The following is a 23,478-nucleotide window of genomic DNA, read 5'->3' as shown; positions in this document are numbered from 1 at the left end:
TATGACTTCAGACTACACATTCACACTGGACTACTACAAAGACTTCTACAGGCGGCAGCTGTTGGAGGACACCGTGCCGTTTTGGTTTCCGCGCTCCATTGACGAGGAGCACGGCGGCTACCTGCTGATGCGCGACGCAGACGGCAGCCTGCTCGACGATGACAAAGCCGTTTGGATACAGGGCCGTGCTGCCTGGCTGCTGGCCACCCTCTACAACACAGTCGAGCAGCGGCCGGAGTGGCTGGAGGGTGCCCGGAAAGGGGTGGACTTCCTGCGGCAACATTGCTTTGACACGGACGGGCGCATGTTTTTCCACGTGACGCGCGAGGGCAAGCCCATTCGCAAACGCCGCTATTTCTTCTCCGAAACCTTTGCCGTGATTGCCTTTGCTGCCTATGCCAAGGCCAGTGGCGACGAAGAGGTGGCCGGGGAGGCCCGCAGGCTTTTTGGCCAGTGCATCGAGTACGCCACCACGCCAGGTATACTGCCTGCCAAATATACGGACACACGGCCCGCCAAAGGAATAGGCATACCCATGATCATGCTGAACACGGCGCAGCAACTGCGCGACACCATCGGCGATCCGCATTGCGATGAGTGGATCACCAGGTGGATTGCCGAAATAGAGCGTGACTTTGTGAAAGACGACATTCGCTGTGTGATGGAGCAGGTCGCCCCCGATGGCAGCATCATCGACCACTTTGACGGAAGAACACTGAACCCCGGCCATGCCATCGAAGGAGCCTGGTTTATCCTGCATGAGGCAAAGCACCGCCACAACGACCCGCACCTGATTGGTCTGGGTTGCCGCATGCTCGACTACATGTGGGAACGGGGCTGGGACAAAACCCATGGCGGTATCCTGTACTTCCGCGACGTGTACGGCAAACCGGTGCAGGAATACTGGCACGACATGAAGTTCTGGTGGCCACAGAACGAAACCATTATCGCCACGCTGCTGGCCTATACCCTGACCGGAGAACAGAAGTATGCCGACTGGCACAAGCAGGTGCACGACTACGCCTACAGCCACTTTCACGACAAGGAGCATGGAGAGTGGTTTGGCTACCTGCACCGCGACGGGCGCCAGTCATCTTCCATCAAAGGTAACTTATTTAAAGGGCCGTTTCACTTGCCGCGTCAGGAGTGGTACTGCTGGCAGCTGCTGCAAAACCAGATCTGATAGCCCTACCCATTATAGCTACATTTTACACAAATCAATTTCTATGTTACGATTCGCTTTTGCCTGTTTTCTGATGCTTGCGCCACTGCTGGCGCCAGCACAATCTAAGGATATCCCCGTGTTTGTCTCCGGTGAAGAAGGACATAAATCCTACCGTATACCTGCCATCCTCGACCTGCCCAATGGCGACATATTGGCCTTTGCAGAAGGGCGGGTGCACGGAGCCGCCGACTTCGGGGACGTGAATATTGTCATGAAGCGCAGCAGGGACAAGGGCAAGACCTGGTCTGGACTGCAGACGGTAGTGGACTATGACACACTGCAGGCAGGCAACGCCGCCCCCGTGATGGACCTGACCGACCCGGCTTATCCGAATGGCCGTCTGTTCCTGTTCTATAACACCGGCAATGCGCACGAGCATGAGGTGCGCAGCGCGAAGGGCTGGCGCGAGGTATGGTATATCACCTCCATTGACAACGGCCAAACCTGGTCGGCGCCCGTGAATATTACGGCGCAGGTGCACCGCCCTCAAATGCCAGCAGCCAATCCCGCCTATACCTTTACAGAGGACTGGCGCGCCTATGCCAACACGCCGGGCCATGCCATCCAGCTTAAAGACGGGAAATATAAAGGCCGCATTTATGTGGCAGCCAATCATTCGGAGGGAAAGCCCAAAAACAATGCGGAAGACTATTTTGCCCACGGTTTCTATACCGACGACCACGGCAAGACATTCAAGATCAGCGCGACGGTGCCTGAATCCGGTGGGAACGAAGCCATGGCGGTGGAGATCACAAACAACCGGCTGATGATGAACATTCGCAACCAACAGGGCGATGTGCGTTCCCGCATAGTGAGCATCAGCAGCGACGGGGGTGCCACCTGGGATACGACCTATTTCGATGCGCAATTGCCCGACCCGGTGAACCAGGGCAGTATTCTGGCCCTTGGCAAAAAGAAAGGTAAAACCATACTGGCTTTCTGCAACGCAGCCGACCCAAAGCGCCGCGACAACCTGACCCTGCGCATCAGCTACGACGAAGGCAAGACCTGGCCTGTGCAGCACGTGATTGCCAAAAGTCCGGACGATGAAAAGGACTATGCTGCTTACTCAGACCTGGTGCAGGTAGGAAAAAAGGAAGTGGGGGTGCTCTACGAGAAGAATGGCTACCGGCGTATCGTCTTTACTACCCTGAAGTGGAAATGAAAGGTCTTATATAGTAGTAAATCAAGTGTGTGATTTGCGTTTACGAAGACATTTTGTAGATTCACACTATTGTCCGGCGAGTGGGAGCTGGTAGGTGCCCTTTGCAGCACTTCACCTGTTGCCGCTCGCCGTACTGCCAAGCGTGTGCGATCGAATGGCCGCTGTTCCAGTTAGAAAAGGGAGCAATGGTTTGCCAGCCAGTTAAGCCTTACGGATGAAAGCATTACCCTTTACCTTAGCCTTGCTCTTTCAGCTCTTGCTTTTACTGCCCCTTTTTGCACAGCAACAGGTGGCTTGGGAAAGCCTGAAAGAACCGGTGAACGTGAGCTTTGCTCCCAGCGATACCCGCTACGCACAGAACCAGGTACCGGTGGCGATGCAGAAAAGTTGGGAGGCAACAGCCTGGAAGGGGGAGAAAGTGCATACCCAGTTGCTGGTCTGGGCCAAAAGGGAAATACCGCAGTTGCGTGTGAGTGTGTCGGAATTGAAGGGGCCCAAGGGCAATCGCCTGCCGGCCGCCAACATCACAGCTGGCTTTGTGCGTTACGTGATGACCGATGCATTTGGCCAGGGTTGCGGTCACCGTAAACCCACCGACTTTGACTCCTCCTGTGTGGCAGACGCCATCGATACGGCCGCATGGTCGGTGCTGGAGCAGAACACAGTGCAGCCCGTGTGGTTGAGCATAGCCGTACCTGGCAACCTGGCCGCCGGCAAATATACGGGCACCATAACCGTACAGGCCGGGAAGGCCTACAAAATGCCGATCTCGCTGACGGTGCAGGACAGGCGCCTGCCGCCGCCCGCTGAGTGGGCTTTTGACCTGGACCTGTGGCAGCACCCAGCCGCTATAGCCCGCGTGCACGGGGTGCCGCTTTGGAGCAGGGCGCACTACGACGCCATGCGACCCTATTATACCATGCTTGCGGGGGCGGGCCAGAAGGCGATAACGACCAGCATCATAGACGAGCCCTGGAACCACCAAACCTACGACGATTTTCCGAGCCTGATAGGGTGGCGCAAGCGCAAGGGCGGCTCCTGGACCTATGATTACAGTCGTTTCGACGAGTACGTGTCCTTCGTGATGTCCTGCGGGATCAGGGAGCGGATCAACTGCTACACCATGGTCCCCTGGAAGATGGCCTTCCCGTACTTTGACGAGGCTACCGGCCGGGACACCGTTTATACGGGAAAGGCCGGCACGCCTGCCTACAATGCGTTCTGGGGCGCCTTCCTCCGCGATTTTGCACGGCACCTGAAGGCAAAGGGCTGGTTTTCCATCACCTCCATCGCCATGGATGAGCGTCCGCTGGCCGATATGCAGGCCGTAATCAGCCTGTTAAAAGAAACCAACCCTGACTGGAAAATAACACTGGCCGGTATCTATCACCCCGAAATAGAGCCGGACATATTCGATTACAGCATCGCTTCGAAATGGAAGTTCGAACAGCGGGTGCTGGAGCGCCGCAAGGCCATCGGTATGCCCAGCACCTTCTATACCAGCTGCGAGGAGGCTTATCCGAACGGATTTACCTTTTCTCCCCCGGCAGAGCATACCTGGCTGGGGTGGTATGCGGCAGCGCAGGGCTTTACCGGCTATCTGCGCTGGGCCTACAACAGCTGGGTCGAAAAACCAATGCAGGACAGTCGGTTCAGGACATGGCCGGCGGGCGACACTTACCAGGTATACCCAGGGCCAATGACATCCATCCGTTTCGAAAAACTGATTGAGGGAGTGCAGGACTTTGAGAAGATAAGGCTGCTACGCGAGGAGTTTGCCCGGCGTGGTCAGCACAACAAGCTGCAGGAGTTGGACAGTCTCCTGAGTGCCTTCGAGATAAGCGAACTGAAAACAAAGCCGGCCGCTGCCTCAGTGGCGCAGGCAAAGGCCGCCCTGCAGCGATTGCAGGAAAATTAAGGAAACCAGCCACTCGCACCAGAAACTTGACAACATCAAACACGAGACCATGAAAAACCTTCTTGCACTGCTGCTGTGCTTGTGCACCCTGCATGTTGCCCACGGTCAACAAACGACCCCGCTGGCCCCCACACCCCCTATGGGCTGGATGACCTGGAACTACTTTGCCGACAATATCCACGAAAAGGACATTCGGGAGATGGCCGATGCCATGGTTGCCTCAGGTATGGTGGAGGCGGGCTATACCTACATCTTCATCGACGATGGCTGGCAGGGTGGACGCGATAATCGCAACAACATGATTCCCGACCCGGCTAAGTTCCCCTCTGGCATGAAGGCCTTGGCGGACTACGTGCACAGCAAAGGCATGAAACTCGGTATCTACTCCGACGCCGCACCGCTAACCTGCGCGGGCTACACGGCCAGCCTGGGTTTTGAGGAGCAGGATGCCAAAACTTTTGCCTCCTGGGGGATCGACTACCTCAAGTATGACTACTGCCATGCGCCGAAAGACTCAGCCACGGCCGTGGAGCGCTATACTAAAATGGGGGATGCCCTACGTAAGAGCGGTCGCGAGATCGTGTACGGCGTTTGCGAATGGGGGCAGCTGAAGCCCTGGCACTGGGCGGCGGAGGCAGGCGGGCAGTTGTGGCGCACTACCTACGACGTGCGCGATAAGTGGAAAAACCTGAGCAGCGACGAGAACGCCGAGGGGATCATCGACATACTTGACATCAATGCCGGTCTGCATGCCTACGCCGGCCCCGGTCGGTGGAACGATGCCGACATGCTGGTGGTGGGGCTCTACGGCAAACCGGGCCCTTCAGGCGATATGGGCGGCTTGGGCATGAACGACACTGAATATCAAAGCCAGATGAGCCTGTGGAGTATCATGGCCTCCCCGCTGATTGCCACCAACGATGTGCGCAACATGAACGGGGCCACAAGGCGTATTCTGCTGAACAAGGAAGTGATAGCAGTAAACCAGGATCCCCTGGGTAAACAGGCCGAGCGCAAAATACACGATGGTACTTGGGACGTGTTTGTGAAGCCATTGCAAAACGGTGACGTGGCGATTGCCATCCTCAACCGCAGCGACAAGCCACGGAACTATACCCTGAACTGGGCAGAGCTGGGCCTGGATGGCAGCTATGCGCTGCGCGACCTGTGGGAGCACAAGGGAGCAGGTACAGGCAAGCGCTGGAAAGGCCGTGTGCAGGCGCATGAGACAAAGCTTTTCCGGCTTTCCAAGAAGTAGGCACATCCCCGCCTGTCACCCCTCAAACATCACCCGACTTTTTTCACCTACCATGAATAAATTACTATCGCTTACGTTGATGCTGGCTATGGGCGTGTCCCTGGCATTCGCACAAAAGCCCTACCTGGACCCTGTATTTGAGAACCCCGCCATACAGGAAGAAAACCGCCTGCCCATGCGGGCCTCCTATTTCCCCTTCGAGGATGTTGCCAAAGCCGCTGCCGGCGACAAGGCCAAATCATCCCACTTCCTCTCCCTGAACGGGACGTGGAAGTTTCACTGGGTGAAAGATTACAAGCAGCTGCCGCAGGATTTTTACGCCACCAGCTTTAGTGATAAGGGGTGGAACGACTTCCCGGTGCCGGCCAACTGGGAGTTCAACGGCTATGGTGTGCCCATTTATGTGAACCCCTCCTTTGAGTTCAACATGAAGAACCCGCAGCCGCCGGATATCCCTGATGATATCGAGCAGCCGGCGGGGGCCTACCGCCGTGTGGTTAGCCTGCCCGCCCACTGGAACGGGCAGCGTGTGTTTATTCACCTGGGGGCCGTCAAATCAGCTTTTAAGCTTTATGTGAACGGGAAGTATGTGGGGTTGGGCAAAGACAGCAAGCTGGAGTCTGAGTTCGATATCACCCCGTATGTGCAGCCCGGGCAGAACCTGATTGCCCTGGAGGTGCGCCGCTGGAGTGATGGCAGCTACCTGGAGGCGCAGGACATGTGGCGCGTGTCGGGCATCAGCCGCGACTGCTACCTTTATACCCGCCCCAATGTGCACCTCTACGACTTCGTGACCAATGCCTCGCTGGACAATAACTACCGCGATGGACTGCTGAACCTGCATGTAGCAGCCTGGAACAACACGGACGAGAATCAGGAGCGCTATGCGGTGACAGCGACCCTTTACGACGCAGGCGGCCGCAAGGTATGGAGCGCACAACAGCAGGCCGGGGGCTTGAAAATGAAGCAGGGCAAAACCGAACTGCGCTTTACTGCCCGCATTGCCAACGCGGCAGCCTGGAGCGCCGAAACCCCACACCTCTACCGCCTCGAAATAACACTAAACGATACGGATGGCACCGTGCAGGAGGTGATCAGCCGCAAGATTGGTTTCCGCACGGTAGAAATCAAAAACACGCAGATTTTGGTGAACGGCAAGCCGGTGATGTTCAAGGGCGTGAACCGGCACGAAACGCACCCAGAAACAGGGCAGGTGGTGAGCCGCGAAAACATGCGCGAGGAAGTAAGGCTGATGAAGCAGCTGAACATAAACGCCGTGCGCACCAGCCACTACCCGAACGACCCTTACTTTTACGAGCTTTGCGACGAGTACGGACTGTACGTCATGGACGAGGCCAACGTGGAGTCGCATGGCATGCACTACGACCCGGGCCGCACCCTGGCCAATGCCCCCGAGTGGGAACTGGCGCACCTGACCCGCATCAGCCGGATGATTCTCCGCGACCGCAACCACCCGAGCATCTTCTCCTGGAGCCTGGGGAACGAGGCAGGCAACGGCTGGAACTTTTACAGAGGCTACGAACTGGCCAAGCGACTGGATCCCTCCCTGCCCGTGCATTACGAACTGGCGTCAGGTGACTGGAACACAGACATCTACTCAAAAATGTACAGCACGCCTGACGAGGTGGTTGCCTATGCCCAAAGCAACCCCACGCAGCCACACCTGCTGTGTGAGTATGCACATGCCATGGGCAACAGTATCGGCAACCTGAAAGAGTACTGGGATATCTTCGAGACCTACCCCGTGCTGCAGGGCGGCTTCATCTGGGATTGGGTGGACCAGGGGGTGTATCGCCAGAAAGACGGCAAGAGAATCCTGGGCTATGGCGGCGACTGGGGTGATAAAGACACGCCGAGCGACAACAACTTCCTGCTGAACGGGGTGATCGCCTCGGACCGCAGCCTGCATCCGCACGCCTACGAAGTGCGCAAGGTATACCAGAACATCGCCTTCACGCTGCAGCGAGATCAGCTCGGCGTGCGCAGCAAGTATTTCTTCCGCTCCCTGGACAACTTCAAGCTGCAATGGGCACTCCTGCGCGATGGAAAGGAAGTGAAGGCCGGCACGATAGATGAGCTGACTGTGCAACCAGGGCAAACTGCCAGGCTTACCCTGCCGGCAGAGGCTATCAAGGCGGATAGCCTGAACGAATATTACCTGCAAGTGCGCGCTGTGCTCAAAAACGACGAGGGCATGCTGAAAGCAGGCACTGAGCTGGCCCTCGAGGAGTTCGCCTTAAGCAAGTCGGTGCCTCCGGCTTATGCCGCGAACAACGACAAAATAACCGTGACGGATGGGCCTGCTGCCATCGAACTGGGTAACAAAAGCTTTAGCCTGAAGGTGGATAAGAAAACCGGCAACATCACCTCCTACAAAGCCAACGGCAAGACGGTTTTCGAAAGCGGGCCGCGCATCAATTTCTGGCGTCCTAGTACGGATAACGACTTTGGTGCCAATCTGCAGAAACGTTTGCGCGTTCTGAAAGACGCAGATGATAAAGCCGTGGTAAAAATAGTAACTGCAGAAACACTCCCCGATGGGCGGGTGCAGGTAAGCATCGAAAAGGAACTGCTGGATGGTGGGCTGCGGTATGCGCAAACGCTAGTCGCCGACGGCAGAGGCGCCCTGACGGTGAAAAACAGTGTGCAGCCACTTAAGGAACTGAGGATGCTGACCTTGAAGGTAGGCAACCACATGACCCTGCCGACCGACTTTAAAAGCATGGAGTGGTATGGCCGCGGTCCGTGGGAGAGCTACTGGGACAGGAAAACGGCTGCCCTGGTGGGGCATTACAAGGGCAGCATTGCTGAGCAGTACCACCCCTACGCCCGTCCGCAGGAAAGCGGCAATAAGGCGGATGTGCGCTGGGCCAAGATCAGCCGCAAGGATGGTTCTGGCATTATCATTCAATACATCGACACACTGCTTAACGTGAGCGCCCTGCCCTACAGCCCAAACCAGTTGTTCCCGGGCTTCGATAAGCACCAGACGCACTCAGGCTCGCTGGAGCCAGACAAGAACATACACCTGCACGTGGACTTGCAGCAGCTTGGCTTGGGCGGTAACAACAGCTGGGGGCTCCTGCCGCTGGATAAGTACCAGTTGTTCCTCAACAAGCCCTACCAGTATGAATACCGCATCGTGCCTGTGAAAAAGTAGAATGACCCATACCGCTCGAATAGGTATAGCAAACTAGTCAAAAAAAGCCCGGCAACTCGCTTCTGGTGGTTGTCGGGCCCTCTTTGTTTACACCATCAATAACTACGGAAATACATGAGCTCCAAGACCAACAGCAAGGTATGGTATTACACCCTCACTGCTATTCTCTTGCTTTTTTCATTTCAGACCTATGCCTCCGACACTCTGCATGTGGTCACGCACAAGCGCCTGACTGTTGTGACCGACCCGAGCCAGGGCGTTAACTTTTACAAAGCATGGGGTGTATTTCCTTCCCCCAAAGAAGGCATCCGGAGCATCAAGCTTAAATTGCGCATGGGGTGTCCCGATACGATGCGCTGCGCCGACTGGGACTACAAAGACCACATCACCATCCGCCGCACGGGAGGGGTAAAGGGCGAGTCGCAGGACATTGAGATCGGGCGGATGCTCACACCCTATGGAGGGGCCTTCAGCAAAGACTGGGCTTTCGACTGGGAAGTGGATGTCACCGATTTCAGTCTGCTCCTGCGCGACAGCGTGGAAATAGAGTACAACCATACCGGCTGGGAACCCAACAATGACAGGGGTTGGACCATCACGCTCGATTTTGAGATAGTGAAGGGCAAACCCGCCTGGGAACCGATCTCCATTCACAAGATTTATGACGGGGCCTACCGGTACGGCGACCCTGCCAACCCGATTGAGAACGCACTGAAACCTACCGCTTTCACGGCAGATAAAAACGCCGCTTTCGCCCGTTTGCGGGTTGTGCAGACCGGCCACGGCATGGACAAGCCCGACAACTGCGCCGAGTTCTGCAGTAAGTACCGGGAGATATACTTTGATCAGAAACTGATCGACAAACGTGACATCTGGAAGAAATGCGGAGACAACCCGCTCTACCCGCAGGCGGGTACCTGGGTCTACGACCGGGCCGACTGGTGTCCCGGCGACCTGATGCAACCCGACCTGTTTGACCTGCCCGTGCGGGCGGGAGCCCGGCACACCGTGGACATCAACATGGAGGACTATACCTCCTCTGCCCCCAGTGCCGAAGCCTACATCACCGCCTATGTCATTCAGTACAAAAAACCAGCTGCCAAGCAGGATGCGGCCATTTCGGATATCGTGCGCCCGACGCTGAAAGACGCGCACCGACGTCAGAACCCCGCCAATGTGCAGCCGCAGGTAGTGGTGCGCAACATGGGGGCGGCTCCGCTCACCCGCCTGGATATCCGCTACGGCACCAAAGGGTTTGGGCAGCGCAGCTATACTTGGGCGGGCAACCTAGCACCCGCCGCCTCCACCACTATCTCCCTACCCGGCGTGATAGACCAAGCACCCGGGCGGAACATGTTTGAGGTGGAGCTGCTTAAGCCAAACGGTAAGAAAGACAAGTATCCGGCAGACAATAAAATGACCAGCACCTTTGAGGGGGTGCCGAAGCATGGGGCAACAATGGTGGTATACCTGATGACCAATAATCAGCCAGATCAAAATTTCTACACACTTAAGAATGGCGCTGGTGAAATTGTACAAGAAAGAGTGGTGGGGACTCTGAAAGCCAATACCCTGTACCGGGATACCCTGCAGCTCCGGCAAGGGAATTATGAATTCTTGTTTCAGGACAGCGGAGGCAACGGCCTGGAGTTTTGGGCCAATCCGCGCGGTGGCAGGGGCAAGCTCCGTTTGCTGGACGGCAATGGCGCCATGCTGCAGGATTTCGAGTCAGACTTCGGTTCCTCGGTGCGTTATGCTTTCGAGGTAGGCACACCGGCAACTCCTACCACAGATGCACTTTCCTTCGGCCTGTACCCTACCCGCACCAACGACACCACCACCTTCGATTATTACGCTAACCATCCGCACGACGTGCTGGTGCAAATAGTGACCGAACCGGGTGGGGAAGTAGTGTTGGAGCAGCAATATGCAGAGTTGAAGGAGGGTGTTTTTACCTACGACCTGAGCCATCACCCGAAAGGGCGCTTCTACTTAGTAGTGTTTGTTGGCGGGGAGGAAAAGTTCAAAAAGCGCATCCGACTAAAAGAGTAAGCATTGCTTTTGGGCAAATAAGCCACTGTCTGTTATTGGAGCAATCCTGGCAGGGAGTGGCTTTTGTTTTAAACTAATCTGCAAGGTGAGAAGCACTCACGTCATCGGGCAGTATCAAGTAGCATCCTGTACTAACATGGAAACCGGGAACCAAGTAAATAGAAATACTTATTAAATTTTTTAAAAAGTTATTTTTATTTTTAAAAAGTATGACTAACTTGTTAACATATTCGTAACATGTACAAGGAAAGTTTATAACTTATATTGGATGTTTGATAAGCAGTTTGCCTATAAAAGGAACATTGTAAAGCAGCTATACTTTGCAGGCGAACTGTCATGCGCCGAGTTAAGTGGCCTAACTCATAAAAGTGTGCCCCATACGACACGTGTACTAAATGAACTGATCAGCGAAGAAGTGGTGATAGAGAAAGGGTATGCCAGCTCCACAGGCGGGCGCCGCCCGCAGGTATACACCCTCAAGGCTGATCTGATGTATACTGTGTCCGTGGCGATGGATCAGCTGATCACACGCATCGCACTGCTGGACATGCACCATAATTACATCGGGGAGGTGAAACGCGTTGAATTGCCTTTGGCCAACAATCCTGACGCGCTGACTCAACTGGCAGATCACATTTCTGATTTCATTCAAAAGACAGGGGTCTCGAGCGATAAGATCATAGGCATTGGTATCGGCATGCCTGGATTTATAGATGTAATTAAGGGCGTGAACCACTCATTCCTTAAAGCACCGCAGGGGAGTATTGTCAGCTACCTGGAATCCATTGTGAAGATACCCGTTCTGATCGACAATGACGCCAGCCTGGTGGCGCTGGCAGAGCAGAAGTTGGGTGCGGCCAGAGACAGACAGAACGTGATGGTGCTCAACATAGGCTGGGGCATTGGCTTGGGGATGGTGCTGAATGGTAGCCTTTTTAGAGGGCATAATGGTTTTGCAGGCGAGCTCAGCCACATCCCTATTTTCATGAACGGTAAGTTGTGCAGCTGCGGCAAAAGTGGATGCCTCGAAACAGAGACATCGCTGGTGGTAGTGGCAGAGAAGGCAGTCAGGGGACTGCGGGAGGGCAGGGCATCACAGCTACAAGGACTTACGCTCGACGATGTAGAGGCCACTGCCAATGCCATTATGGAGGCGGCCCTTCACGGCGACCGCTTTGCAGTCGAGCTGTTCTCAGAGACTGCCTATAATATTGGCAGAGGGGTTGCTACGCTCATACACCTGCTCAATCCTGAGCTTATCGTCCTGAGTGGCAGAGGCTCGCTGGCCGGTAAGCTTTGGATGGCGCCTATCCAGCAGGCCATCAACGAGCATTGTATCCCTAAAATCGCAGAAGACACAGAAATAAAAATATCCTCGCTTGGTTTCCAGGCCGAAATCATAGGGGCTGCCGCCCTGGTGATGGAGCATTGCGATACGCTGAGCCTGTCAACACATCAACTGGCCGGACCCGCACAGATTGTGTAGTAGCAGCTGGGTAAGTATCCTGAAAAAATTAAGGGATAAAATTTAATTCACACATTCAAAACTGTTATTTATGAGAAAAGTCTTTACAAAGCAGTTTCTGCTCTGTTTGGTGCTGTGCCTTTTTACGGGACTGGCATTTGCTCAGCAGAAGCGAACAATCACCGGTACAGTAAAGGATGAACAGGGGGCTCCCGTACCTTTCGCATCCGTACAGGTGAAGGGCACTACGATTGGGGCTACAACAGGAGACGACGGTTCTTTCAGCCTTTCTGTGGATGAAGGAGCGGTGCTGGTGGTGAAATCCATTGGATATGACACAAAAGAGGTGCGGGTGGGAACTGCCAGCACTGTGGCTGTGACACTGGGTACCAGCAGCAGCCAACTGAGCGAAGTAGTGGTGACCGCCCTGGGCATTGAGCGTGAAAAGAAGTCGCTCGGTTATGCTGTGCAGGAAGTGGGAGGAGAGCGCCTGGTGGAGTCGCGAGAGGCTAACCTGGCTAACGCCCTGACGGGTAAGGTGGCCGGCTTGCAGATCACCCGATCCAGCAATGGCCCTGCTGGTTCTTCCAAGATCGTGCTCCGTGGCAATAACTCCCTGGTGGGCGACAACCAGCCGCTTATCGTAGTAGACGGCATCCCGATCGATAACTTCACAGGCAGAAACAATAACGACTATTGGAACCCGGGCCTGGACATGGGCAACGGCCTGGCTGATATCAATGCAGAGGATATCGAAAGTATATCTGTACTGAAGGGGCCTTCTGCGGCGGCACTTTATGGGTCAAGAGCTGGCAATGGCGTCATACTGATCACTACAAAATCCGGAAGGCCACAAGAGGGCCTCGGAATCACCATCTCTTCCACAGTTGGTTACGATGAGATATTTACCTATCCCCAGCTGCAGAACGTTTTTGGGCAAGGGACTGAAGGAAGCTACAATGAACAGTCGGGGCTGAGTTGGGGGCCGCGAGCCGAAGGCCAGCCAGAGAAGAACTGGAGAGGCGAAAGCGCGCCGCTTCGTATTTACGATAACATCGATAATTTTTTCGGGAAAGGGCTTTACTCCAGCCAGAATGTGTCTTTCCAGCAGCAGTATAATAAAACTTCCGTTTACACCTCCTTCAACCGGTTTGATAACGAGGGAATTTCTCCCGGAGTAGAGCTTTCCCGAACCAACCTGATGGCCAGAGCCGTCAGCCATTTTGGCAAGACCGACCGCTGGACCACCGACACCAAGGTGCAATACACCAAGTCGGATGCCAGAAACAGGCCTATTGGCGGCAACAATCCCAATAACTCCTTTGGAACGTTGTTCGGGCTGCCTCGCTCCATCGATGTGCGCGACTTTGAGCAGGCAGTAGACGAGGAAGGCAAGATGATTTGGTATGGATCCAGCAGCCAGATGAACCCGTACTGGAACGGCAGGTATAACCTGAACCAGGATGTAAGGGATCGCTTTATCCTGAACGGCTCGGTTAAGTATGATTTCACTGATTGGATGAGTGCTGAGATTAAGGGTGGCGGGGATATGCACTATACGACTGCCGAGAACAAACTCTACGGAGGCAGTCCGCAGACACCCTCCGGTAGGTATAGCCTGAACAAGCAGAACTTCATGGAGACCAACTACAGTACACTCCTTACAGCGCAGCGCGACAATGTGATCGGCAGGCTAGGGGGCATGGTGACACTGGGTGGTAACCTGATGTCCCAGAAATTCAGTTCGATCAGTGGCAGCGCGGGCGAACTGGAAGTGCCCAACCTGTTCTCTTTAAATAACGGGCGTTCCAACCCAAGCGTGGGCCAGGACTTGCGCGAGCACAAAATCAATTCAGTATATGGATCAGTGCAGTTTAACTGGGACGGCTACCTGTTTCTGGACGCCACCTTCCGTAACGACTGGTCTTCCACACTAAGCAAGGAAAATCGCTCTTACTTCTATCCTTCCCTGAGCGCCTCTTATGTCTTTACCGACATGCTGGAAACCATTGGCGGTACAGCCCCCTCTTGGCTGAGCTTTGGCAAGCTGAGAGCCTCCTATGCAGAGGTAGGTAACAGCCTCGGGCCATACGAACTTTACAATACTTATTGGGTGGGCAAAGATCCGATCGGCAATCCTACTGCCGGCAGGAACCCTATCCTGTATAACCCGAATCTGAGAAGTGAACTGGTGAAAGCCTACGAGGCAGGTCTGGAGGCCCGCTTCTTTAACAACCGGATTGGTGTTGATGTGGCCTGGTACAAGTCCAACGCCACTCGCCAGCTCATCAACCTGCCAATGGACCCTTTGAGCGGTTACAGTTTCCGAAAAATCAATGCGGGTGATATCCAGAACAAAGGGGTAGAGGTAATGGTAAATGCGGAGCTTATCCGTAACCCTGCCGGCTTCAACTGGAACATCACTGGTAATTTCTCAAGAAACCGCAACACGGTAGAAGACCTGTACGAGGACATTGAAGTTTATCCGCTGGGTGGCTTTGATGACGTGCGGGTGTGGGCCGTAGTAGGCGGCGAGTATGGCGAGATTTACGGCAGCACCTTCAAAAGGGTGGATGACCCGGAGAGCCCATACCACGGTCAGTTGCTGCTGACCAGTGCCGGCCTGCCCGCTGTGGGAGAGCAAGGTGTGCGACTGGGGAACCAACAGGCTGATGCTTTGGTGGGCGTGATCAACTCCCTGCGTTACAAAGGACTTGGCCTGACGTTCCAGGTAGATGCCCGCATCGGAGGAGAGATTTTCTCTGGCACGCACGTGAGCATGCAGCGCAACGGTACGGGTGCTGCCACATTGCGCAATGGAGGCCGCGAGAGCTTTGTGGTGGAGGGTGTGATACAGGACCCCAACACAGGTGCCTATACTGTTAACACTACCGCTGTCACTCCGCAGAACTATTGGAATGCCGTGGCTGGCGTCGGCAACCTGGGTATAACCGAAGCAAATATTTACGATGCAACCAATGTGCGCCTGCGCAACGTGCAGCTCAGCTACGCGCTCCCAAGTGGGCTCTTGTCCAGACTGCCTTTGCAACGGGCAAGCGTTGGGGTAACGGCTACTAACGTATGGCTGATCTCCAGCCACATGGATGGCCTGGACCCTGAGTCAGTGTTTGCCACGGGCACTAACGCGACAGGTTTTGAGAATGGCAGCATGCCAACTACCCGCTCTGTCCTGTTTAACCTCACGCTTGGCTTCTAATCAATTAACGTACTATCAAGATGAGAAATATACTGAAAAAATCATGGGCACTAGTAGGGGCCGGTTTGATGCTGACTGCCTGCGACGACTTTGATGAAATTAACGTAAACCCTGTTGCGGCCAGTGCCGATCAGGTGCAGGTGGAGTATTTTATAAACAACTCCATCATCAGTGCACAAATGAACCCCGACGTGGCGGAACGATCCTTTATACTATACTGGAAAGTTGCCGCGCACTATCAGGAAGGGGGCACCTTATCTGCCGGTGGCTACAACGATGGCTGGACGGGAGCCTACTACAATCAGGTGGCTAGCTGGCTCAATGCTGCCAACACCGCCATTGAGATTGCCGAAGGTCACATCAGTTCGGGCAATACACAGCCCTACACCGGAAACCTGCTGCAGGTGGCCCGTATCTGGAGAGCTTATCTGATGAGCGAGATGTCCGACAACTTCGGCCCAATTCCGATCAACGCATTTCAGGGACAAAACCCGGAGTTTTCGGATGTGCAGTCTGTTTACTATTTTTTACTTGAGGAGCTCAAGGATGCCAGTGCCAAACTGGATGAGTCGGTAGCAACAACTGACCGGCTGCGCGCGCTTGATCCAGCCTATGCCTATGATTTTATCAAGTGGAAGAAGTATGCCAACTCGCTGCGCCTGCGCCTGGCGATGAGGCTTTCTGAAGTGGACCCGGCCAAGGCCCGTTCTGAGTTTGAAGCCGCAGCTGCCACGGGTGCGCTGCTGCTTAACACGAACGAGACGTTTAAAGTACAGGAGAGACCAGGTTGGGATGCTTTATCAGGAGTTATGAGCAGAGAGTGGAACGCACAGTTCTTGTCTCAAACGCTTTTCAACACCTACTTTAACCTGGGTGGGGTAGAATCACAGGCACAGCTTGGTAGCACCTATCATCCCTATATTAAGCCTGCCAACTGGATGGGACAAAAGTTTGAGGAGCACTTTGCCACCAAAACGAACAACCCAACCGCTGGCTACTGGTTCAATGGCCTGCCGCATGCAGTAGACCCTCGTGCCTACAAAGCATTCGTGATACCAGGAGATTTCTCAAACCCTAACTTCAGCCATTACCCGTCCTGGACAACGGATGCCAGAAACACCAAGCGTACGCTTATTGACGATAATGGTGGTGTGGTGAAGGAAATTGACGCTGCCTATACCTGGAATTCGACGACGAACGGGTCTTGGGGCGCTAAAGGTGCAAAGAACAGGCTCTATACCTATGTAGGTACTATTCCGCGTATGTCTCATCAGTTCAGGACAAGCCAGAGCCAGCGTGTTTTCTTCGGTCCCTGGGAAACCTACTTTTTATTGGCCGAAGGAGCTGTGCGTGGTTGGAGCACTCCTGTAAGTGCACAAGAAGCGTATGAAGCTGGAGTTACCAAAAGCTTCGAGTATTGGAATCTACCCCTCCGTGGTTACTTGGTGTCGCAGGAATATAACCGGAACGGCACCTCTGCCAGCTGGAACCACACGGCAGAACCTCCTGCTACCTATTCGATGCAGTTTGAGAACGGGTATACAGGCGCAACCGGTGTGGCTACTGTAAAATATCCGGACAATCACCTGTATAAGAACGGGACTGTTAAAAATGATCACCTGACCAAGATCATCACACAGAAGTATCTTGCACAGTTTCCGTGGTTACCGCTGGAGGCCTGGAATGATCACAGAAGGCTAGGGCTTCCATTCTTCGAGACCCCTGCCGTGGAGAACCCACTTCCTAACCTGCCATCTCTAACGGCTTCCAACTACATGGACAGTAAAGTGGAGTTCTTCCCGCAGCGCCTCAGGTACCCATCGGGGCTCCAAAATGCAAACCCTGCCGGTTACAAACAGGCTGTAGGCTTCCTGGGAGGTGAAGATGCCGTAACCACACCGTTGTGGTGGGCACAGAAGCGGTAATTACTGCCTGTTTGCTTTAAGCTGATCCTACTGCCTATGGTGCCCATCAGGCTTTGGGCCCGAAGGGCAAGTGAATCTCAGCAACTGCATGTGCAGTGTATTATTGATAAGATTAGTATAAGTGGTGATAGATTAGAGTTTAATTAGGTGAGAGGGGCTGCCATCCCGTTACGGGTTGAGCAGCCCTTTACCCTTTAATTCCAGGCTACATGATACAGCGACATGCTATAATGAAGACTTTTTTATGCCTGATCACGGTATTAGGGTACGGATTCTCTACTTACGCACAGCAACCCGCCAAGCGGCCCAACATTGTCATCATTGTGTCTGATGACCATGCCTACCAAGCCATCAGTGCCTATGGCGGCAATCTGATGCAGACGCCCAGCATAGATCGCATCGCCCGGGAAGGGGCGATCATGAACAAGGCCTATGTTACCAACTCGATCTGCGGGCCAAGCCGTGCCGTGATCCTGACGGGTAAGTACAGCCACAAAAACGGTTTCAAGGACAACGAAAACTCCAGCTTCGACGGGAGCCAGAACACCTTTGTGAAAGAACTGGGCCACAACGGCTACCAAACAGCTTGGGTGGGCAAATGGCATCTGGAAACTGAACCGCAGGGCTTTGACTACTGGAAAATACTACCGGGGCAGGGCCACTACTTTAACCCGGACTTTATTAACATGGACGGCAGCCGCGAGCGCATCGAGGGGTATGTGTCAAGTCTGACACAGGATGTGGCAGAGGAATGGCTGGACAGCCGTGACAAGACTAAACCCTTTGCTCTCGTGATCGGCCACAAGGCGACGCATCGTACCTGGATGCCCGACCTCAATGACATGGGGATCTTCGATGGCAAGACCTTTCCGCTGCCCGCCAACTTCTACGATCATTACAAAAACCGCGAGGCCGCCACTGTGCAGGACATGACCATAGACAAAACCATGATCATGGGATATGACCTGAAGATGTTCCCCGATTACGACAAGATCAGCGACGGTAACATCACCCGCATGACCGAAGCTCAGCGAGCCAGGTTTAAGGCCTATTACAAGCCTATCTATGAAGACCTGATGGCCCAAAACCTGCAGGGCAAGGCATTGGTGGAGTGGAAGTTTCAGCGCTACATGCGTGACTACCTGGCCACAGCTGCCTCCATGGACCGCAGCATCGGCCGTATGCTGGACTACTTAGACCAGCACGGGCTCGCCGAAAATACCCTTGTGCTGTACCTTTCCGACCAAGGCTTTTACATGGGGGAGCACGGCTGGTTTGATAAGCGCTTCATGTACGAGGAGTCGTTCCGCACGCCCATGGTGGTGCGCTGGCCCGCTGTGGTCAAGCCAGGCTCACAGTTGGGGCAGTTTGTGATGAACCTCGACATAGCCCCTACCATGCTCCATGCAGCCGGCGTGCGCATCCCGAACGAGATGCAGGGCGAGTCTTTTCTGAAATACCTGCAACAGCCTAGGGCCAAGGGCCGCGAAGCCATGTACTACCACTACTATGAGAACGGCGAGCACGCTGTATCACCTCACTTCGGCATCAGGACGGAACGCTACAAGCTGATTCGTTTCTACAAAAGAGTGGAGTCGTGGGAACTGTATGATCTCGAGAAAGACCCGCAGGAGATGAATAATTTGTACGGGCAAAAGGGCTATGAGAAAATTACCGCCAAACTCAGAAGCCAATTGCGCGAAATGATTAAAAAGTACGAGGATGACGAAGCCAGGCAGCTACTGGAGAAAGGCAGTGGGAACTCCTGACATGCATGGTGCTTACGGAGCATGCGCCTTTCGCATTGGAGCATAGACAGGGTTTGCTACCACGGTTTTCTCAAGCGGGCCTGTCAATTGAAAAGGGCGACACACTGACGACTGGCATGGTCACATGGATATATGCAATGAGTAAATGCAGCTTTTACGATAAACTGATTTTACGATAAACTGATGCTGAGAATACAATACCCATATTCAACTTGCCTTTGTGGTGGCATGAAATGTCTGGTGGCTGGCATGTTGTGCATCCTTTTGGTCACTTCACCCCAGGTGCTGGCACAGGGAACAGACGATAAACAAAACTTCTATATCATCCGCCCGAATGACACCGAGTCCGACATCATCCGCAAAGCTGCGAACGTGGTGCCAACACCCCGGCAGCTGCGCTGGCAGCAGCTGGAACTCACCGCTTTCTTCCACATCGGCGTCAATACCTTTACCAACCGGGAGTGGGGCACGGGAAAGGAAGATCCTAAAATTTTCAATCCTTCCCAGCTCGATGCCCGCCAATGGGTGCGCGTGGCCAAGGAAGCGGGCATCAAGCAGGTGATCCTGACAGCCAAGCATCACGATGGCTTCTGTCTTTGGCCCACTGCCACCACGGAGCATTCGGTAAAGAACAGCCCCTGGAAGAACGGGCAAGGCGATGTGATGCGGGAAGTCGTGGAGGCCTGCCAGGAGTATGGGCTTGGGGTAGGCGTATACCTGTCGCCCTGGGACATGAACTCACCCGTGTACGGCACCGACGCCTATAACGACCTCTTTGTGGCGCAGCTGACGGAACTGTTGACAAACTACGGCCAGATAGATGAAGTGTGGTTCGACGGTGCCAACGGTGAGGGACCAAACGGAAAAAAGCAGGTATACGATTTCGACCGCTGGTACAGGCACATCCGCAAGCTGCAGCCCACGGCCACGATTGCCATTATGGGACCCGATGTGCGCTGGGTGGGCACCGAGACGGGCTACGGACGCGAAACTGAGTGGAGTGTTGTGCCTGCCGATAACCTGGAACAGGAAGCTGTGGCGGCCAATTCGCAGCAAGCCGTTGCCTTTAAGCCGCAGGGCGACATGCGCGGGGAAGTTTTGGGCAGCCGTGAAAAGATCCGCAACGCCAAGGGACTTGTATGGTACCCCGCCGAAACAGACGTGTCCATTCGTCCGGGCTGGTTCTACCACCCGGGCGAAGACGATAAAGTGAAGTCGCCCGAGAAGCTGCTGGACATCTATTACAGCTCGGTGGGCCGCAACGGCGTGCTCCTGCTCAACATTCCACCCGACACCCGGGGGCTGATCCATGAAAGCGATGTGAAAGCACTACAGGGTTGGGCCAAGTTGCGCCAAGACACTTTTGCGAGGAACTTTGCGAACGGAGCCAAAGTGAAAGCGGCGGGTAGGAACAAGCACGCCCTGCTCGACGGCAAGTACGATACGCACTTTACGACCAAATCCGCAAAAGATACCACCGCCATTATTGAACTGCGGCTCAAAGGAGAGCAGACCTTCGACGTGCTGATGCTACAGGAAAACATCAGCGTGGGACAGCGCATTGAAAAGTTCACGTTTGAGTACTGGAAGGAAGGGCAGTGGCAAAAGGCAACCGAGGGTACCACCGTCGGCTACAAACGACTGCTACGTTTTGAGCCTGTAACGGCCAGTAAAGTAAGGCTGCGCATTGCGTCATCGCGGTTGAACCCGACCATTTCGGAAATTGGACTGTACAAGAACGCCCTTTCTGGGGCAAACTATTCAGCCAACAAACAGGAGTAAGCTGAAAGGCAAGGATAACACAAATTACCATTTAGGTATACCGAAGCACCGACACTGCCTGCTTTGGCAGGTATAGCCTTCTGATGACACATAACCCTAAACCCTGATTGGGAAAGATTGAACAGACATGATAAAGCGGATTCCCCTTCTACTCGCATTTTTGATTCCCCTGCTGGCACTGGCGCAGGAGCCTGCAGGCATCATACCGCAACCTGTGCGCATAGCTCACCACGACGGCAGCTTCGTGATTGACAGGGAGACTGTTATATATCTGGAAAATGAAAAAAAGGAGTTGAAGCCCGCCGCTGCGTTTCTGGCGGCACGCATCAGCGAGCTATCCGGCCACGAACTTCCCATCCGAAAGGGTAAAGGCAAAACAATCAGCCTGACCCTTGAGCGCATAGAAGGTTTAGGGCCAGAAGGGTATACCCTAGAGGTGACACCTGCCAGGATAAGCATAAAGGCCAATACTAAAGCAGGCATTGTATACGGCATACAGACAGTGCTGCAAACACTGCCAGCCGTGCGTACCAACGCGGCGCTGCAAGTGCCCGCTATGACCGTAACGGACTACCCCCGTTTTGCCTGGCGCGGTATGCACCTGGATGTGAGCCGTCACTTCTTCTCACCAGCGGTCGTGAAGCAGTACATCGACCTGATGGCAGCCTATAAACTGAACACCCTGCACTGGCACTTGGTAGACGACCAGGGCTGGCGCATTGAAATCAAGAAATACCCGAAACTGACCGAGGTGGGCGCCTGGCGTGTGGACCACACCGACAAACCCTGGGATGCAAGACCGCAGGCCAGGCCAGGAGATGAACCCACCTACGGAGGCTACTATACCCAGGAGCAGGTGAAAGAAATAGTGGCCTATGCCGCACAGCGCAACGTAACCGTGGTGCCGGAAATTGAGATGCCAGGTCACGTGGCTTCTGCCATTGCCGCTTACCCACACCTGAGTTGCGAAGGAAAGTCACAGCTCCCACTCACGGGCGGCGACTATACCAACATGGCCTCCAACTACTGCCCGGGCAACGAAGCGGTGTATACGTTTCTGGAGGATGTGCTGGACGAGGTGGTGCAGCTGTTCCCTTCGCAGTATGTGCACATCGGCGGCGATGAGGTAGACAAATCAGGGTGGAAGAAGTGCCCGAAATGTCAGCAACGCATGGCCGCCGAAGGGCTTGCGGACGTGGAGGAGTTGCAGAGCTACTTCATCAAGCGCATGGAAAACTACCTGCTCACAAAGAAGCGCCGCATCATTGGGTGGGATGAGATATTGGAAGGAGGACTGGCCCCGCAGGCCACCGTGATGAGCTGGCGCGGCGAGAGCGGAGGGGTAGAGGCGGCCAAGATGGGGCACGACGTCATCATGACGCCTGGCAACCCCGTGTATTTCGACCAGTACCAGGCTGGCCCGGAAGGAGAGCCACTGGCCATCGGGGGATTCAACACGCTGAAGAAAGTGTACGACTATGAGCCTATACCTAAGGAACTTACGGCAGCCGAGGCAAAGCACGTGCTGGGTGCGCAGGCCAATGTGTGGGCGGAGTACATCACCACACCATCGCACTTACAGTACATGGTGCTGCCCCGCATGCTGGCCCTGGCCGAGGTAGTCTGGTCGCCACCGGGGAGCCGTGACTGGGGAAGTTTCAACAGACGCCTGCAACCCCAGTTCAGGGCTTTTGACCAAAAAGGATTGAACTACTCCAAAGGCAATTTCACGGTGGATATCAAACCAAGTTCAGCGGGGGGTAAGCTCACCGTGAGTCTTTTTACCGAAGCCATGAACGGGGACATATACTATACCCTGGACGGCTCAGCCCCCACCACGCAAAGCAGCAGGTATACGCAAGCCATTCCAATCGACTCGTCGGTGGTGCTGAAGGCAGTGACCGTGGTGGAGGGCAAGGTGATGGGGCTGAAACCGGCAGAGCAGTCGTTTAGCATGCACCAGGCCATCGGGCGGGATGTGCACTACGAAAACCCTGTGAGCAAGCACTACAATGCCGATGGCCCCAACTCGCTGACAGACGGCGTGCGCGGCAGGCAGGCTGTGGGCAAATACTGGCACGGCTTCAGCCGAAAAGACCTGGTGGCCACCATAGACCTGGGAGCGGCAAAAAACATCTCCAGCATCGCCCTGGGCTGCCTGCAGCACTACCGCGACTGGATCTTTTTGCCGACCGCGGTGAAGTTTGAGGTGTCGGCCGACGGTGTCAATTTCAAAGAGGTGAAGACCGTGAAAAACCCAGTCTCGCCGAACGTGCAGCAGGCCACCATTTACGATTTCAAGGCAGAGTTTCCAAGGCAAAAAGCAAAGTATGTGCGGGTAACGGCTTATCACCTCACCGCCATGCCGGAGGGCCATAACGGAGCGGGAGAGGCGGCCTGGCTATTCGCCGATGAAATAATCGTGCGATAGCGCCATGGACGTTACTTTGAACCCATAAATGAATACTGAAATCACTATCTTTAATAGCGATACACCAAAACAAATATCCTGACTAAAAGC

The 23,478-nt window shown here is 54.6% G+C and carries 12 protein-coding genes; all 12 read left to right on the top strand.

Annotation, left to right across the window (positions count from 1 at the left end; translation table 11 throughout):
• Nucleotide 1 precedes the first annotated feature (1 nt).
• Entirely contained in the window at nucleotides 2-1,183 is a 1,182-nt protein-coding gene (locus BD749_RS13600; RefSeq protein WP_101445201.1) for an AGE family epimerase/isomerase, read from the top strand.
• Between the two features lie 43 nt (nucleotides 1,184-1,226).
• Nucleotides 1,227-2,390, top strand: coding sequence for a sialidase family protein (locus tag BD749_RS13595; protein ID WP_245869208.1), 1,164 nt, complete (start codon nucleotides 1,227-1,229; stop codon nucleotides 2,388-2,390).
• 214 nt (nucleotides 2,391-2,604) lie between these two features.
• Nucleotides 2,605-4,308 carry a DUF4091 domain-containing protein gene (locus BD749_RS13590; RefSeq protein WP_101445199.1) on the top strand — a complete coding sequence of 568 codons (1,704 nt, stop codon included), beginning with the start codon at nucleotides 2,605-2,607 and terminating at the stop codon, nucleotides 4,306-4,308.
• Between the two features lie 49 nt (nucleotides 4,309-4,357).
• Entirely contained in the window at nucleotides 4,358-5,566 is a 1,209-nt protein-coding gene (locus BD749_RS13585; RefSeq protein WP_101445196.1) for a glycoside hydrolase family 27 protein, read from the top strand.
• 52 nt (nucleotides 5,567-5,618) lie between these two features.
• The gene (locus BD749_RS13580) at nucleotides 5,619-8,747 is read left to right on the top strand and encodes a glycoside hydrolase family 2 TIM barrel-domain containing protein (protein WP_101445193.1); all 3,129 of its coding nucleotides are present in this window, start codon (nucleotides 5,619-5,621) and stop codon (nucleotides 8,745-8,747) included.
• A 114-nt stretch (nucleotides 8,748-8,861) separates the two neighbouring features.
• Entirely contained in the window at nucleotides 8,862-10,799 is a 1,938-nt protein-coding gene (locus BD749_RS13575) for a peptide-N-glycosidase F-related protein (protein ID WP_101445190.1), read from the top strand.
• A 370-nt stretch (nucleotides 10,800-11,169) separates the two neighbouring features.
• Nucleotides 11,170-12,285 (top strand): ROK family protein, encoded by a 1,116-nt coding sequence (locus BD749_RS13570; RefSeq protein WP_218972553.1) that lies wholly within the window; start codon nucleotides 11,170-11,172, stop codon nucleotides 12,283-12,285.
• Between the two features lie 70 nt (nucleotides 12,286-12,355).
• Nucleotides 12,356-15,481, top strand: a complete 3,126-nt coding sequence (locus BD749_RS13565; protein WP_101445184.1) for a SusC/RagA family TonB-linked outer membrane protein — start codon at nucleotides 12,356-12,358, stop codon at nucleotides 15,479-15,481.
• A 20-nt stretch (nucleotides 15,482-15,501) separates the two neighbouring features.
• Nucleotides 15,502-17,406 (top strand): SusD/RagB family nutrient-binding outer membrane lipoprotein, encoded by a 1,905-nt coding sequence (locus BD749_RS13560; protein WP_101445181.1) that lies wholly within the window; start codon nucleotides 15,502-15,504, stop codon nucleotides 17,404-17,406.
• A gap of 230 nt (nucleotides 17,407-17,636) precedes the next feature.
• Nucleotides 17,637-19,175, top strand: a complete 1,539-nt coding sequence (locus tag BD749_RS13555; RefSeq protein WP_101445178.1) for a sulfatase family protein — start codon at nucleotides 17,637-17,639, stop codon at nucleotides 19,173-19,175.
• A gap of 183 nt (nucleotides 19,176-19,358) precedes the next feature.
• Complete coding sequence (locus BD749_RS13550) at nucleotides 19,359-20,957, top strand: alpha-L-fucosidase (protein WP_245869206.1); 1,599 nt, start codon at nucleotides 19,359-19,361, stop codon at nucleotides 20,955-20,957.
• Nucleotides 20,958-21,084: 127 nt separating this feature from the next.
• Nucleotides 21,085-23,388 carry a glycoside hydrolase family 20 protein gene (locus BD749_RS13545; RefSeq protein WP_101445172.1) on the top strand — a complete coding sequence of 768 codons (2,304 nt, stop codon included), beginning with the start codon at nucleotides 21,085-21,087 and terminating at the stop codon, nucleotides 23,386-23,388.
• The last annotated feature ends 90 nt before the right edge of the window (nucleotides 23,389-23,478 follow it).

Origin of the sequence: Pontibacter ramchanderi (genome assembly GCF_002846395.1) — a bacterium.
GTDB classification, from domain to species: Bacteria; Bacteroidota; Bacteroidia; order Cytophagales; family Hymenobacteraceae; genus Pontibacter; species Pontibacter ramchanderi.
The sequence above is the reverse complement of the archived record's forward strand: the minus strand, read 5'-3'. Positions and strand labels throughout refer to the sequence as shown.

Bases quoted from the DNA above. Each gene is read 5' to 3' on its own strand.
- BD749_RS13585 (WP_101445196.1), top strand. From the start codon at position 4,358: ATGAAAAACCTTCTTGCACTGCTGCTGTGCTTGTGCACCCTGCATGTT.
- BD749_RS13550 (WP_245869206.1), top strand. From the start codon at position 19,359: ATGCTGAGAATACAATACCCATATTCAACTTGCCTTTGTGGTGGCATG.
- BD749_RS13575 (WP_101445190.1), top strand. From the start codon at position 8,862: ATGAGCTCCAAGACCAACAGCAAGGTATGGTATTACACCCTCACTGCT.
- BD749_RS13600 (WP_101445201.1), top strand. From the start codon at position 2: ATGACTTCAGACTACACATTCACACTGGACTACTACAAAGACTTCTAC.
- BD749_RS13595 (WP_245869208.1), top strand. From the start codon at position 1,227: ATGTTACGATTCGCTTTTGCCTGTTTTCTGATGCTTGCGCCACTGCTG.
- BD749_RS13555 (WP_101445178.1), top strand. From the start codon at position 17,637: ATGAAGACTTTTTTATGCCTGATCACGGTATTAGGGTACGGATTCTCT.
- BD749_RS13580 (WP_101445193.1), top strand. From the start codon at position 5,619: ATGAATAAATTACTATCGCTTACGTTGATGCTGGCTATGGGCGTGTCC.
- BD749_RS13545 (WP_101445172.1), top strand. From the start codon at position 21,085: ATGATAAAGCGGATTCCCCTTCTACTCGCATTTTTGATTCCCCTGCTG.
- BD749_RS13565 (WP_101445184.1), top strand. From the start codon at position 12,356: ATGAGAAAAGTCTTTACAAAGCAGTTTCTGCTCTGTTTGGTGCTGTGC.
- BD749_RS13590 (WP_101445199.1), top strand. From the start codon at position 2,605: ATGAAAGCATTACCCTTTACCTTAGCCTTGCTCTTTCAGCTCTTGCTT.
- BD749_RS13560 (WP_101445181.1), top strand. From the start codon at position 15,502: ATGAGAAATATACTGAAAAAATCATGGGCACTAGTAGGGGCCGGTTTG.